Source organism: Bradyrhizobium sp. USDA 4503 (assembly GCF_054055815.1).
In genome coordinates, this window is record NZ_JBSRXS010000001.1 from 5,914,873 (window position 1) to 5,927,963 (window position 13,091).

At 66.5% G+C, this 13,091-nt stretch carries 11 protein-coding genes; 5 read left to right on the top strand and 6 right to left on the bottom strand.

All coding sequences use genetic code 11. The features are described 5' to 3' along the window. Positions 1 to 354: 354 nt before the first annotated feature. The 4 genes from dut to ubiE all read right to left on the bottom strand — a co-directional run bounded on the left by dut (position 355) and on the right by ubiE (position 4,774). On the bottom strand, positions 355 to 813 hold the full coding sequence (gene dut / locus ACVMIH_RS28235; protein ID WP_456864182.1) for a dUTP diphosphatase: 459 nt from the start codon (positions 811 to 813) through the stop codon (positions 355 to 357). A gap of 51 nt (positions 814 to 864) precedes the next feature. Beyond that, entirely contained in the window at positions 865 to 2,331 is a 1,467-nt protein-coding gene (gene coaBC / locus ACVMIH_RS28240; protein WP_456864184.1) for a bifunctional phosphopantothenoylcysteine decarboxylase/phosphopantothenate--cysteine ligase CoaBC, read from the bottom strand. Between the two features lie 110 nt (positions 2,332 to 2,441). Beyond that, positions 2,442 to 4,016, bottom strand: a complete 1,575-nt coding sequence (gene ubiB, locus ACVMIH_RS28245) for a 2-polyprenylphenol 6-hydroxylase (protein WP_057020426.1) — start codon at positions 4,014 to 4,016, stop codon at positions 2,442 to 2,444. Beyond that, positions 4,013 to 4,774: a bifunctional demethylmenaquinone methyltransferase/2-methoxy-6-polyprenyl-1,4-benzoquinol methylase UbiE gene (gene ubiE / locus ACVMIH_RS28250; RefSeq protein ID WP_057020427.1), complete on the bottom strand. Its 762-nt coding sequence runs from the start codon at positions 4,772 to 4,774 to the stop codon at positions 4,013 to 4,015. Before ubiE ends, ubiB begins: the two co-directional genes overlap by 4 nt. Positions 4,775 to 4,915: 141 nt before the next feature. Here ubiE and mutM point away from each other — a divergent pair, with 141 nt between their 5' ends. The 3 genes from mutM to ggt all read left to right on the top strand — a co-directional run bounded on the left by mutM (position 4,916) and on the right by ggt (position 8,190). Continuing rightward, a complete protein-coding gene (gene mutM, locus ACVMIH_RS28255) occupies positions 4,916 to 5,821 on the top strand; it encodes a bifunctional DNA-formamidopyrimidine glycosylase/DNA-(apurinic or apyrimidinic site) lyase (protein WP_057020428.1) in 906 nt (301 codons plus the stop codon). Between the two features lie 2 nt (positions 5,822 to 5,823). Beyond that, positions 5,824 to 6,387 carry a GNAT family N-acetyltransferase gene (locus ACVMIH_RS28260; RefSeq protein WP_057020429.1) on the top strand — a complete coding sequence of 188 codons (564 nt, stop codon included), beginning with the start codon at positions 5,824 to 5,826 and terminating at the stop codon, positions 6,385 to 6,387. Between the two features lie 123 nt (positions 6,388 to 6,510). Continuing rightward, positions 6,511 to 8,190 (top strand): gamma-glutamyltransferase, encoded by a 1,680-nt coding sequence (ggt, locus tag ACVMIH_RS28265; protein ID WP_253640934.1) that lies wholly within the window; start codon positions 6,511 to 6,513, stop codon positions 8,188 to 8,190. Positions 8,191 to 8,346: 156 nt separating this feature from the next. Here ggt and ACVMIH_RS28270 read toward each other — a convergent pair whose 3' ends face one another. Continuing rightward, entirely contained in the window at positions 8,347 to 9,720 is a 1,374-nt protein-coding gene (locus ACVMIH_RS28270) for a serine protease (protein ID WP_456864186.1), read from the bottom strand. A gap of 111 nt (positions 9,721 to 9,831) precedes the next feature. Here ACVMIH_RS28270 and ACVMIH_RS28275 point away from each other — a divergent pair, with 111 nt between their 5' ends. Further along, positions 9,832 to 10,635, top strand: a complete 804-nt coding sequence (locus ACVMIH_RS28275) for a HesA/MoeB/ThiF family protein (protein WP_253638173.1) — start codon at positions 9,832 to 9,834, stop codon at positions 10,633 to 10,635. Positions 10,636 to 10,644: 9 nt separating this feature from the next. On the opposite strand, the gene ACVMIH_RS28280 is transcribed toward ACVMIH_RS28275, so the two are convergent. Then, positions 10,645 to 11,652: an aldo/keto reductase gene (locus ACVMIH_RS28280; RefSeq protein ID WP_253638172.1), complete on the bottom strand. Its 1,008-nt coding sequence runs from the start codon at positions 11,650 to 11,652 to the stop codon at positions 10,645 to 10,647. Positions 11,653 to 11,773: 121 nt separating this feature from the next. Here ACVMIH_RS28280 and ACVMIH_RS28285 point away from each other — a divergent pair, with 121 nt between their 5' ends. Next, positions 11,774 to 12,685, top strand: coding sequence for a LysR family transcriptional regulator (locus ACVMIH_RS28285; protein WP_253590522.1), 912 nt, complete (start codon positions 11,774 to 11,776; stop codon positions 12,683 to 12,685). Positions 12,686 to 13,091 lie beyond the last annotated feature (406 nt).

Consider the following 13,091-nt stretch of genomic DNA (forward strand, 5'->3'; position numbering starts at 1 on the left):
GCGAGTAAGAGTCCAGACCGTGAACGCAGAATCCCCTGTGAAAAAATGCCGCCGGGTGGGGCGGATTTTACGCGAATTGACTCCGTATTGGTGCGGAGAGCGCGCACGAAGCGTGATCTTCCCGAGCTCGTCCGCACACTTCTCCGATGCGAAGGCGCTTGGCTCCCTCTCCCCGTTCTTACGGGGAGAGGGTTGGGGTGAGGGGCCGTCTCCGCATATCCGGTGATAGCTGCGTTCGCGGAGACTCCCCCTCACCCGGAACGCATCTGACGATGCGTTCCGACCTCTCCCCGCACGCGACCGCACGCGGGGCGAGGTGAAGTGGCGCCGCCGCTCGAGTGAAGTCGTCGCGCACTAGCGTCCGGTCGAGCCGAAGCCGCCGCTGCCGCGCCCGGTCGCCGACAGCACGTCGACCGGAACCAGCTCGGCCCTTGTGACCGGCGCGATCACCATCTGCGCGATGCGCTCGCCGCGCCGGATCGAGAACACCTCGTGGCCGTGATTGATCAGCAGCACGTTGATCTCGCCGCGATAGTCGGCGTCGATCGTGCCGGGCGAGTTCAGCACCGTGACGCCGTATTTGGCGGCAAGGCCGGAGCGCGGCCGCACCTGCGCCTCGTAGCCCGGCGGCAGCGCGATCGTCAGTCCGGTCGGAACCATCTCGTAGCGGCCCGGGAGCAGCAGCAGCGGCGCCGACTGCGGCACCGCCGCGAGCAGGTCGAGCCCGGCCGCGTCGGCGGTCTGATAGATCGGCAGCAGGAGATCGGCGCCGTGCGGCAGTTGATGGACTTCGAGCTTGATGGTGGCGCTCACGATGCGGTTCCTACGGCTCTAGAGCATGATCCGATTGAATCGGATCATGCTCTAATCCTTTTGTTTGGTCGCGTTTTCTTGACGCGAACCGGTGACCACTTCGCTCGAAAACGCTCTTGCGATGCGCGACACCAGCGCGGTCGCGACTTCCTCCTTGGTCATCACAGGCCAGGAGTCGACGGTGACGTCCTTGCCCTCGCGCGAGAGCAGGTGAACGGTGTTGCGGTCGCCGCCCATCACCCCGGTTGCCGGCGAGACGTCGTTGGCGACGATCCAGTCGCAGCCCTTGCGCGCGAACTTCGCCTTGGCGTTCTCGATCAGATGCTCGGTCTCGGCGGCGAACCCAATCACCAGCGGCGGCCGCTGCTCCTTCAGCTTGGAAATTGTCGCGAGGATGTCGGGGTTCTCGACCAGCTGCAGCGGCGGCGTGCCGGCCGCGGTCTTCTTCAGCTTCTGGCTGCCCTCGGTGGCGACCCGCCAGTCGGCGACCGCGGCGGCGAAGATCGCGACGTCGACCGGCAGCGCCGCCTCGACCCGGTGCAGCATGTCGCGCGCGGACTCCACGCGCATGACCGAAATGCCCTGGGGGTCGTCGAGCTCGACCGGGCCGGTCACCAGCACCACCTCGGCGCCGGCGGCGCGCGCGGCGGCGGCAATGGCAAAGCCCTGCTTGCCGGACGAGCGGTTGGCGATGTAGCGGACCGGATCGATCGCCTCATGGGTCGGGCCCGCGGTGATCAGCACCCGCTTGCCGGCCAGCGGACGTGGCTGCGGCGGGCGCAGCATGCGGTCGGCGGCGGCGGCGATCTCGGTCGGCTCGGCCATCCGGCCGACGCCGGCCTCGCCGGCTTCCGCCATCTCGCCCGCATTGGGGCCGACGGTGTGGACGCCGTCGCGGCGCAGCTGCAGCACGTTGCGGCGGGTGGCCGGATTGTTCCACATCAGCGGGTTCATCGCCGGCGCCAGCAGGATCGGCCGGTTGGCCGCCAGCAAGGTGGCGGTGGCGAGATCGTCGGCATGGCCCTGTGCCATCTTGGCCATCAGGTCGGCGGTCGCCGGCGCCACCACGATCAGGTCGCAGTCCCGCGCCAGGCGGATATGGCCGGCGTCGAATTCGCTCTCGGCGTCGAACAGGTCGGTGTAGACGCGCTCATGCGACAGCGCGCTGGCGGCGAGCGGGGTGACGAATTGCTGGGCCGCCCTGGTCAGCACGCAGCGGACCTGGATGTGCCGTTCCTTGAGCCGCCGGATCAGATCCAGCGCCTTGTAGGCCGCTATCCCCCCGCCGATGATCAGGGTGACGCGCGGCTCGCCGGCCGCGCTGGCGGCTCGTGGAGCAGGGGCGGCAACCGCCGCGGAACCCGCCCCAAGCGTCTCTGCGGGCTCCGGACCGCCGTCCGCGAGCTCCCGGAGGATCACCCGCACCTCCTCCTCGACCGAGCGGCCGTTTTTGGCGGAGCGCAGCCGCAGATAGGCCTTCAGCGTGTCGTCGAGTTTGCGGATGGTCAGGCTGGCCATGGCGTGCTGCCCTCAAAGCATGACCCGGAAAAGTGTGAAGCGGTTTTCCGGGAGCGATCATGCTCAAATAAATATGATAGCGATGCTATCACATGGTGCATGCATTGCAATCAGTGAGCCCGGATGGCGAAAAAGATCGCGATGGAGGCGATCGCAATGACCCAGAGGCCGACGGTCTGCACCCGCGCCTTGCGGGCCTCGGCGCGGGCCATTTCGTCGATCGAGTCCGAAGACAGCATGTGGCCCTCCAGCGTCATGGTCTCCAGCTGCTCGAGCACCGTGACGGCGCGGTTGGCGATCGACGGCAGGTTGGCGAGGATGCGACCGAGTTCGCCCGCACCCGATAGCGCGCCCTGGATGCGGCCGGCCGGGCCGAGATTCTGCGTGATCCATTCGCGCACCACGGGGTCGGCGATCTTCCAGATGTCGAGCTTCGGGTCGAAGCCGCGCGCCACGCCCTCGACCACCACCATGGTCTTCTGCAGCAGGATCAGCTCGGGGCGCGTCTGCATGTCGAACAGGCCGGTGACCTCGAGCAGAAGCGTGAGTAGCTTCGCCATCGAGATTTCCTCGGCGGTGCGGTTGTGGATCGGCTCGCCGATCGCGCGGATCGCCTGCGCGAAATTCTCCACCGAATGGTGGCCCGGCACGTAGCCGGCCTCGAAATGCACCTCGGCGACGCGGCGATAGTCGCGGGTGATGAAGCCGAGCAAGATCTCGGCCAGGAAGCGCCGCTCCTTCAGCCCGAGCCGTCCCATGATGCCGAAATCCACGGCAACGAGCCGGCCGGCCTCGTCGAGGAACAGATTGCCGGGATGCATGTCGGCATGGAAGAAGCCGTCGCGCAGCGCGTGGCGCAGGAAGCTCTGGATCACCTTGCGGCCGAGATCGGGCAAATCGACCTTGGCCTGCGCCAGCCGGACGTGATCGTTCAGCGCGATGCCGTCGATCCACTCCATCGTCAGCACGCTGTGCGCGGTGCGATCCCAATCCACCGCGGGGACGCGGAAGTCCGGATCGTCGCGGGTGTTCTCGGCCATCTCGGACAGCGCGGCCGCCTCGAGCCGCAGGTCCATCTCCATCGCGACCGAGCGTGACATCGTGTTGATGACCTCGATCAGGCGCAAGCGCCGCGCCTCGGCGGAATGCGCCTCGGCCTTGTGCGCGACAAAGAAGAAGTCGCTGAGGTCGCGGCGGAAGCGCGCGGCGACATTGGGCCGGAGCACCTTGACCGCAACCTGATGCCGGACCCCGTCGCGCTCGATTTCGCCGCGATGCACCTGCGCGATCGAGGCCGCGGCAACCGCAGGGCCCAGATGCACAAAGGCCTGCGGCAGCGGCCGTTCCAGCGATTGCGTGATGACGGTTTCGGCCGCTTCCTGCGCGAACGGCGGCAGCCGGTCCTGCAGGGCTTCGAGATCGCGCGCCATCGCCACGCCGACCACGTCGGGGCGGGTGGCGAGGAATTGCCCGAGCTTGAGATAGGCGGGTCCGAGCCGCGTCAGTGCGCGCGACAACCGCGGACCTGACTTGGCGGAGCGGCGCTCGATCAGCCGCGCCAGCTTCAGCGCGAGCTGCCCGGGCGGCGGCACCAGCGCGGGATCGACGACGCCGAACACGCCCTCGCGCGCAAACACGAAACCGGCGCGGGCGAGGCGCGTGATGTGGGTCAGTGCAGAGATCACAAACGCCAGCCCGAATGCAGCGCCACGATGCCGCCGGAGAGGCTCTGCCACTTCACGCGGGCAAAGCCGGCGGCGCCGATCATCTCGGCGAACGCGTTCGGCCGCGGGAATTTGCGGATCGACTCGACGAGATATTGATAGGACTCGGCGTCACCGGTGACGGCGCGGCCGAGCGGCGGGATCACCTTGAAGGAAAACAGATCGTAGATCTTGTCGAGGCCGGGCACGTCGACGGTGGAGAATTCCAGGCACAGGAAGCGGCTGCCCGGCTTGAGCACGCGATAGGCCTCGCGCAATGCGAGGTCGATCTGCGGCACGTTGCGGATGCCGAATGCGATGGTGTAGGCGTCGAACGCGCGGTCGGCAAAACCCAGCGTTTCGGCGTTGCCCTCGACGAACGACACCCGGTCATCGAGGTGCTGCTTCGCGGCGCGCTCGCGGCCGACGGCGAGCATGTCGGCATTGATGTCGCAGACCGTGGCATGAAAGCCCGCGCCCGCGGTCTTGGCGGCCCGGAACGCGATGTCGCCGGTGCCGCCGGCGACGTCGAGTAGCGCGAACGGCCGGTCGCCCTTCGGCGGATCGAGCATCGTGATCATGACGTCCTTCCAGGCCCGGTGCAGGCCCGCCGACATCAGATCGTTCATCAGGTCGTAGCGGGACGCCACGCTGTGAAACACGTCGTTCACCAGCGTCTGCTTCTCGCCCAGGGGCACATCCCTGAAGCCGAAATGGGTGGTTTGATCCGGCCGATCCATCACTCAGAACTCTTACCCTTTTTGGTCGCGTTTTCTTCACGCGAACCGGTAGCCGCTTCGCTCGAAAAACGCTCCAGCCAAACCATAGCGCGGCGGCCGCAATGGCGCTATCACGTCACTTCCAAAAGGTGAATGCCTGCCATGCCGGAATTACCCGAAGTCGAGACCGTCCGCCGCGGCCTGCAACCGGCCATGGAGGGGTCCAGGATCCTCAAGGCCGAGGCTCGCCGCAAGGATTTGCGGTTTCCGTTTCAAAAAGACTTTATCGCCCGGCTGGAGGGCCGGACCATCACCGGGCTCGGCCGCCGTGCCAAATATCTGATGGCGGACCTGAACTCCGGCGACGTGCTGCTGATGCATCTGGGCATGTCGGGCTCGTTCCGCGTGCTGAAGCAGGACGGCGCGGCGACGCCGGGGCAATTCCACCATCCGCGCAGCGAGGATCGCGTGCATGATCACGTGGTGTTCCACATGTCGTCGGGCGCGGCCGTCGTCTTCAACGATCCGCGGCGCTTCGGCTATATGAAGATCATCGCGCGCAACGCGATCGAGGATGAACCGCTCCTGAAAGGGCTCGGTCCCGAGCCGCTCGGCAACGAGTTCGACGCGGCGATGCTGGCGCGCTCCTGTCACAACAAGAAGACCAGCCTGAAGGCCGCGCTGCTCGATCAGCGCGTGGTGGCGGGACTTGGCAACATCTATGTCTGCGAGGCGCTGTTTCGTTCGCATCTGTCGCCGCGGCGATTGGCCGCGACGCTCGCGACCAAGTCCGGACAACGCAAGGGCGTTGCCGGGGGCGAGCCGACCGACCACGCCAGGCGGCTGGTCGACGCGATCCATTCGGTGCTCAACCAGGCGATCAAGGCCGGCGGCTCCTCGATCAGCGACCATCGATTGACCAACGGCGATCTCGGCTATTTCCAGCATTCGTTCCAGGTCTATGACCGCGAGGGCGAGACGTGCCGTACGTCGGGCTGCGAAGGTATTGTCAGGCGCTTCACCCAGAACGGCCGTTCGACGTTCTGGTGCCCGAAGTGCCAGAAGTAGCAATGTTCGAGACCCCGCGCATCGAGACGCCACGCCTGATCCTGCGGCCGCTTGCGCTGTCGGATGCCGCGGCGATCCAGAGTCACTTCAACAATTGGAATGTGATCAAGACTCTCGCCACGGTGGTGCCGTGGCCTTATCCCGGCGACGGCGCGGAAAGCTTTATCAGGCGCGAGCTCGACAAGATCGCGGCCGGAGAGGAAAGCTATCAATGGGCACTGGTGTTGCGTGCCCGCGATGGCGAGGCGATCGGCAACATCAATTTCCGGCCGCGCGCCGACGGCCGCAAGGGCAATCGCGGATTCTGGCTCGCTGAGCCGTATTGGAATCAGGGCCTCATGACCGAGGCGATCGCGGCGGTGAACGATTTCGCCTTCCTGGCGCTCGGCCTCGATCACTTCCATGTCTGCAACGCGCCGTCCAACGTCGGCTCGCGCCGGGTCAAGCAGAAGACCGGAGCCGAATTCGTCGGCTTCGTCGAGCTTCCGCACCACAATGGCGAATCCAGAGCGGAGAAGTGGAAGGTGACGCGCGAGACCTGGTTGCGCGATCGCGCGAAGCCGTGACCTTATTTGCGAATACCGCCGCGAGGAAAATCGCGGCGCCTTGACCGTGCACGCGCGGCCGGAGAACATGGCTCCGATCGCTCCATCAAGAACGAGAACACAATGGCGATGAACGGCATGTCGATGAATGACGCCTGGCGCGACCGCGCCGCGACAAGTTTTCAATGCGAGAAGCAGCCGGCCACCAGCAGCCGCGGCATGGTGGTGAGCAATCATCCGCTGGCATCGAGCGCGGGCGCCGAGATGTTGGCTGCCGGCGGCAATGCGATCGATGCGGCGATCGCCACCTTGTTCACGCTGACCGTGGTCGAGCCGATGATGGTCGGCATCATCGGCGGCGGCATGGCGCATATTCGTCTCGCCGACGGCAGCCATCGCTTCATCGACGGCCAGAGCACGGTGCCGAACGCGGTGCGGCCGGACACCTACACTTCGAAGCCAGGATCGGCGCACGACGTGTTCGACACCGTCGGCAACGAGAATTTGAACGGGCCGAAAGCGGTCGCGGTGCCGGGCTCGCTGAAAGCCTGGTGCGAAACGCTGCGCCGCTTCGGCACCATGAGCCTTGCCGATGTGATGCAGCCCGCGATCAAGCACGCCGCGCGCGGCTATGCGGCGACGCCCTATTTGCATGAATGCATCACCGACGGCGCCGAGGAGATGCTGAAGGACAAGCCGATCTCGGCGATCTATCTGCCTGATGGCACGCCGCTGAAGCCCGGCGAGCGCGTGGTGCAGGCGGAATATGCCGAGACGCTGAAATACATCGCCGATCATGGCGACAACGCGCTCTACCAGGGGCCGCTTGGCGACATCCTGGTCGACTACATGAAAAAGAGCGGCGGCTTCATCGCGCAGGAGGATCTCGCGACCTACAAGACCGTCGAGCGGCAGCCGATCCGCTGCGACTACCGCGGCTGGGAAATCCTCGGGCCTCCGCCGCCCGCGGCATCGGGCGTGCATATCACGCAGATGCTCAACATCCTCGAAGGCTATGACATCGCGCGGCTCGGCTTCGGCACGACCGAGACGATCCATTATCTTGCCGAGGTGCTGAAGATCGCCTTTGCCGACCGCGCGGCCGCGAGCGGCGATCCCGCCTATATCAACGTGCCGGTGGAGCGGTTGACCTCGAAGGCCTATGCCGAGGAGCGCCGCCGCGCGATCGATCCCGACCGCGCGCAGGCCTGGAGCGCCGGCGTCACCCAGCTCGAAAGCGCGCACACCACGCACATGACCGCGGCGGATGCGATGGGCAATGTGGTCGCGACCACCCAGACCATCAACAATCTGTTCGGCGCCAAGATCCTGATCCCCGGACTCGGCACCGTGCCGAACAACTACATGAACCTGTTCGATCCGCGGCCGGGGCACGCGCTGTCGCTGGCCGCCGGCAAGCGCGTCACCACCTCGATGTCGCCGATGATGGCGCTGCGCGACGGCAAGCTCGCTTACGCGCTCGGCCTGCCCGGCGGCAAGCGCATCTTCCCGAGCGCGATGCAGGCGCTGATCAATCTGATCGACCACGGCATGAGCCTGCAGGAGGCGGTCGAGGCGCCGCGGGTCTGGACCGAGGGCAATGCGCTGGAGGTCGAGCAGGCGGTGCCGGAGGCTGTCCGCGCCGCGCTATCAGCCAAGGGCCACAAGGTGCAGGTCGTGCCGACGGTGGCCGGCGGCATGAACGCGATCCAGTTTCACGCCGACGGCACGATGTCGGGCGCAGCCTGCTGGCGCGCCGACGGCACCCCGGTCGGCATTGCCGGCGGCCTCGCCCGCGCCGGGGTGCGCTTTGCGTTGAGGTGAGGTTGGTTAGGCTCCCTCGCCCCGCTCTCGCGGGGAGAGGGTGGGGTGAGGGGCTCACTCCACCAGGTGGTGTCCATTGATGGACCTGTACCCCCTCACCCGGATTGCATCTGGCGATGCAATCCGACCTCTCCCCGCAAGCGGGGCGAGGTAGCTCTACTTCCTGACGCAGATCACGCGGACCACGGCCGCCTTGGCGTCTGCCGAGTCGCCCGACGCGGTGACGCCATGCGCCTTCAGGAAGCTGCGCACCGTGTCGGCCGGCACCAGCGCGGCCTGCGCCGGCGGCGCCGCGTTTGCGGGGCCTGCGACGATGACGGGTTTCAGCACCGCGATCCCAGCAAACCTGCCGCCGCTATCGGTCGCCGCTGCGCCGGAGAACCCGAGCGCCGGCGCCGGTGACAGCGCCTGATCGCCGCCGCCGATCTGTGCGGCCGAAGCCTTCACGTTGCTCGCGGCCGCTCCGCCGCCCTGGTTCTGCGGATCGGCAATCCCGGTGATGTCGAGCGCGGTCTGCGTCGCCTGGCCTGCGATATTGAGCGGCTTCAGCCCGCGCGCGCCATAGATGCGCAGCAGCGCGAGATCGTGATCCCTGTCCTCGGCGACCCGATCGGCATTGCCGTAGCCCGGGATCGTCAGCGTGATGCAGTCGTCGGTCGCCACGCGATCGGTAACGATGGCGCCGTCGTCGCTGACCACTACGCCGGTGCCATATTCGACGGTCTTGCGCGGCGGCGGACCGGCCTGCACGGCGGACGGAAAGGCGTTGAAGGCGCTCGACATCGCGATCACCACCGGCTCGACCGTGGTCTGCATCGCCTGGTCATAGAGGATGGTGAGGATGCGGACCTCGTCGCCCTTCAAGGTGCCGCGCAGATAGAACTTCTTCAGGCCCTGCATGCCCGACAGCACGAAGAAATCCGGCTTCACCACGGTGTAGTCGATGGTGCGCCCGGCCGGCTCCTTCCTTTCCTGCTCGGCAAGCTTTGCGGTGGCGGGGCTTGCTTCCTTGCGCCGGGTCAGCAGCACCTGGACGGTGCCGGTCGGCGAGGTCCATTTGGCGCCAGAAGCGTCGCTGGTGAGCTGCGGCACCAGCTTTGTGGGAATGCCGAGCCGCGCCCCGGTGGCCGGCTCGGTGACGATCCGCCAGCCGACACCTTCCTGCTTCCGCCGCGCCGTGTCGGCGAGCACGCCGCGCTCCTGCGGATTCAGCACCCCGGTCGGCTTGCCGCCGCGCTTCTTCTGGAATTCCTTGATCGCATTGACCATGCGCTCGCTGACGTCGCCGGTAATGGCGCCGTTATATTCGCCGACCCAGGCGAGGTCGGATTGCAGCGCCAGCCGCTCGGCCTGCGCCATCGCGCCAGCGGTATCCTCCGGCTTCTGCAGCCCGGGGCGTATCGGCACCGTCGCCACGGTTTTCGGCTTCGCCCCCGCCGTCGAGGGCGGCGTCATCTGGGCCTGCGCCATGCCCATCCCTGTGACCGTAATGGAATCGGCCATCAATGTTGCCGAAAGCACCGATCTCATGACAAATCCGGGGGGAATGACTGACACCATTGACGTCCAGGCAATTAAGCACATCTGCTTGGTCGGCAACAACCGCGCTCCGGTTCAGGGAACAGCGCGCAGGACACCGCAATGCTGAGTGCCGACGAGCTTGAACGCTATGCCCGCCATATCGTGCTGCGCGAGGTGGGCGGTCCCGGCCAGAATGCGCTGAAAAAAGCGTCGGTGCTGGTGATCGGCGCCGGCGGCCTCGGCGCGCCGGTGCTGATGTATCTGGCGGCAGCCGGTGTTGGCCGGCTCGGCGTGATCGATGACGATATCGTCTCGCTCTCCAATTTGCAGCGCCAGATCATCCATGCGACGTCTGATATCGGCAAGCGCAAGGTCGACAGCGCGGCGGCACAGATCCATGCGCTCAATCCGCATGTGACGTTCGAGGCGCATTCGATGCGGCTCACCGCCGACAATGCGATGGCGCTGATCGCGAACTACGACCTCGTGCTCGACGGCTCCGACAATTTCGAGACCCGCTATCTCGTCGCCGATGCCTGCTTCCTCGCGAAGCGGCCGCTGATCACGGCCGCACTGGGCCAGTTCGACGGTTCGCTGACCACGATCCGCGCGCATGAGAAGAATGCGGACGGCGTGTTCAATCCGACCTATCGCTGCCTGTTTCCGGAGGCGCCGCCGCCGGGCACGGTGCCGGCCTGCGCCGAGGCCGGCGTGATGGGCGCGCTCGCCGGCGTCCTGGGGTCGATGATGGCGCTGGAGGCGATCCGCGAGATCGTCGGCTTCGGCGAGGGCCTGGTCGGCCGCCTCCTGATGGTGGATGCGCGCGCGATGCGGTTCGAAACCCTGCGCTACGCGCGCGATTCGCAGAACCCGCTCAATGGCGATGGGCCTGTCATCACTGACCTCAGCGCCCATCGCACCTGATTGCTGCCGTTATCTGCTGGCCGGCTTCTCGCTGTCGAGATGCGCCATCTGCTCGGCCGCATAGCGCGTGCCGGCAGCGATATCCGGCGGGAAGGCTTTCGCCAGCGCCGCGAGATGAGCTTGCGTCAGCGTCAGCCTGGTCGCGCCGAGCGCTTCGGCAAGACGGTTGCGGGTGCGGGCGCCGACCAGCGGCACGATCTCCTTGCCCTGCGCCGCGACCCAGGCAATCGCGACCTGCGCCGGCGTCGCCCCGATCTCGGCGGCAACGGCGCGCAACTGCTCGACCAGCGCGAGATTGGCATCGAGGTTCGCGCCCTGGAAGCGCGGCGTCATCAGCCGGTAGTCCCTGCCGATCTTGCCGGACTCCTTCGACCAGTGGCCGCTGATCAGCCCGCGCGACAGCACGCCGTAGGCTGTGATGCCGATGCCAAGCTCGCGGCAGGTCGTCAGGATATCGCGCTCGATACCACGCTCGATCAGCGAGTATTCGATCTGGAGATCGACGATCGGATGCACGGCATGAGCACGGCGGATGGTGTCGGAGCCGACCTCGGACAGGCCGATATGTCTGATGTAGCCGGACTTCACCAGATCGGCGATGCCGCCGATCGTCTCCTCGATCGGAACGTTGGGATCGAGACGTGCCGGGCGATAGATGTCGATGTAGTCGGTGCCGAGACGTTGCAGCGAATAGGCGAGAAAATTCTTCGTAGCGGCCGGTCGGGTGTCCATTCCGGCGAATTCACCCGCGGGGCCGCGCAACGCGCCGAACTTGACGCTGATCTGCAGCCGGTCGCGCGCGACGTCCTTCAGGGCTTCCTGCACCAGCATCTCGTTGTGGCCCATGGCGTAGAAGTCGCCGGTATCCAGCAGCGTGATGCCGGCATCGAGCGCCGCGTGCACGGTGGCGATGCTCTCGCCGCGATCGGCCGGGCCATAGACCTCGGACATGCCCATGCAGCCGAGGCCGAGGGCCGCGACGGTGGGCCCGGTTGAGCCGAGTTTGCGTGTGTCCATGTGGATGTTCCTCGAACGTTTGCGGCGGAAAATCCGTCGCCAAATGCCGAGGTGATATGGGCCGGCCAGCTTTCGCCGATAAGCTGGACAATCCCGAATGGCTTGTTCACTATATCGAACAATGCAGGATTTCGACCTTCGCGACCTCGACGCCTTCGTGGCGGTGGCGCGCACGCGCAATTTCCGGCGTGCGGCGCTCGAGCAGCGCGTCTCGGTTTCCAGCCTCAGCCAGCGCCTGCGCGACATGGAAGAGCGGCTCGGCGTCCGCCTGATGAACCGCACCACCCGCAGCGTCGCGCTGACCGAGGCCGGCGAACTGCTGCTTGCCCGTGTCGCGCCGGCCATGGTCAACGTCGCCGATGCGATCACCGAGGTGCGCGGCCTGCGCGCCGAGCCGTCGGGGCGGTTGCGCATCAACGCGCCGCCGCCCGCGGTCGATCTGGTGCTGGCGCCGATGATCGCGCCGTTCCTCGCCAGATATCCGCGGGTCGAGCTCGACGTCGTTGCGGAGAGTGCGTTCGTGGACATCGTCGCGCAGGGCTTTGACGCCGGCGTGCGTTACGGCGAGCACCTGGCACAGGACATGGTCGCGGTTCCGCTTGGCGCGCCGCAACGTTACGCGATCGTGGCGTCCAGCGCGTATGTCGCAAAGCACGGCCGGCCGATGCATCCGAAAGATCTGCTGGCGCACCCCTGCATCCGCAGCCGCTTCAGCAACGGTGTGATGTTCGATTGGGAGTTCGAGAAGAACGGCCGCGTGGTGAAGATTTCGCCGCCGGCCAGGCTGACCGCGACCCATCTCGGCCTCGCGCTGCGTGCGGTTCATGACGGCGTCGGCTACTGGGCGACGTTCGAGGGCTATGTCCGCTACGGCGTCAAATCCGGTGCGCTGGTCAGCGTGCTCGACGACTGGTGCCCGCCATTCGACGGACCGTTCCTCTATTATCCGAGCCGTCGCCAGCCGCCGCCGGCGCTCGCTGCGTTCGTGTCGTTCGTCGCCGACTGGCGCAAGCAGGCGCGACGGAAGAAGTAGAGCAGGACCTCGCCACATCGTCGTCCCGGCCTTGAGCCGGGACCCGTACCCACAAATGCGGATTGCCTTGCAGCGCTGGGGCCACAGCCCTCGCAACAACGAGGCCCTGCGGTTATGGGTCCCTGCTTTCGCATGCTTTCGCAGGGACGACACCGAATGCGTGATTACAGCATGCGCCTCGCCGGCCGCACCGGCTCCTTTGCATGGGGTTGTTTTCGATATTTTGGCAGCGCGCCCCTGCGACGGCAGGGCTGTCGCGTGTGACTACCCACGTCCCGTAGCCCGGATGGAGTGAAGCGTAATCCGGGGCGGCCTGTCCGCGGATACAGGCCCCGGATTTCGCTGCGCTCCATCCCTGCTACAGATCTCTCTTCTCCTTCCCCCTGAAGGGGGAAGGTCGGGATGG

Excerpts from the sequence above, each read along its gene's own strand:
- ACVMIH_RS28280 (WP_253638172.1), bottom strand. The coding sequence starts at position 11,652 with ATGGACACACGCAAACTCGGCTCAACCGGGCCCACCGTCGCGGCCCTC.
- ACVMIH_RS28275 (WP_253638173.1), top strand. The coding sequence starts at position 9,832 with ATGCTGAGTGCCGACGAGCTTGAACGCTATGCCCGCCATATCGTGCTG.
- ACVMIH_RS28260 (WP_057020429.1), top strand. The coding sequence starts at position 5,824 with ATGTTCGAGACCCCGCGCATCGAGACGCCACGCCTGATCCTGCGGCCG.
- ACVMIH_RS28285 (WP_253590522.1), top strand. The coding sequence starts at position 11,774 with ATGCAGGATTTCGACCTTCGCGACCTCGACGCCTTCGTGGCGGTGGCG.
- coaBC (WP_456864184.1), bottom strand. The coding sequence starts at position 2,331 with ATGGCCAGCCTGACCATCCGCAAACTCGACGACACGCTGAAGGCCTAT.
- ubiE (WP_057020427.1), bottom strand. The coding sequence starts at position 4,774 with ATGGATCGGCCGGATCAAACCACCCATTTCGGCTTCAGGGATGTGCCC.
- ACVMIH_RS28270 (WP_456864186.1), bottom strand. The coding sequence starts at position 9,720 with ATGAGATCGGTGCTTTCGGCAACATTGATGGCCGATTCCATTACGGTC.
- ggt (WP_253640934.1), top strand. The coding sequence starts at position 6,511 with ATGAATGACGCCTGGCGCGACCGCGCCGCGACAAGTTTTCAATGCGAG.
- mutM (WP_057020428.1), top strand. The coding sequence starts at position 4,916 with ATGCCGGAATTACCCGAAGTCGAGACCGTCCGCCGCGGCCTGCAACCG.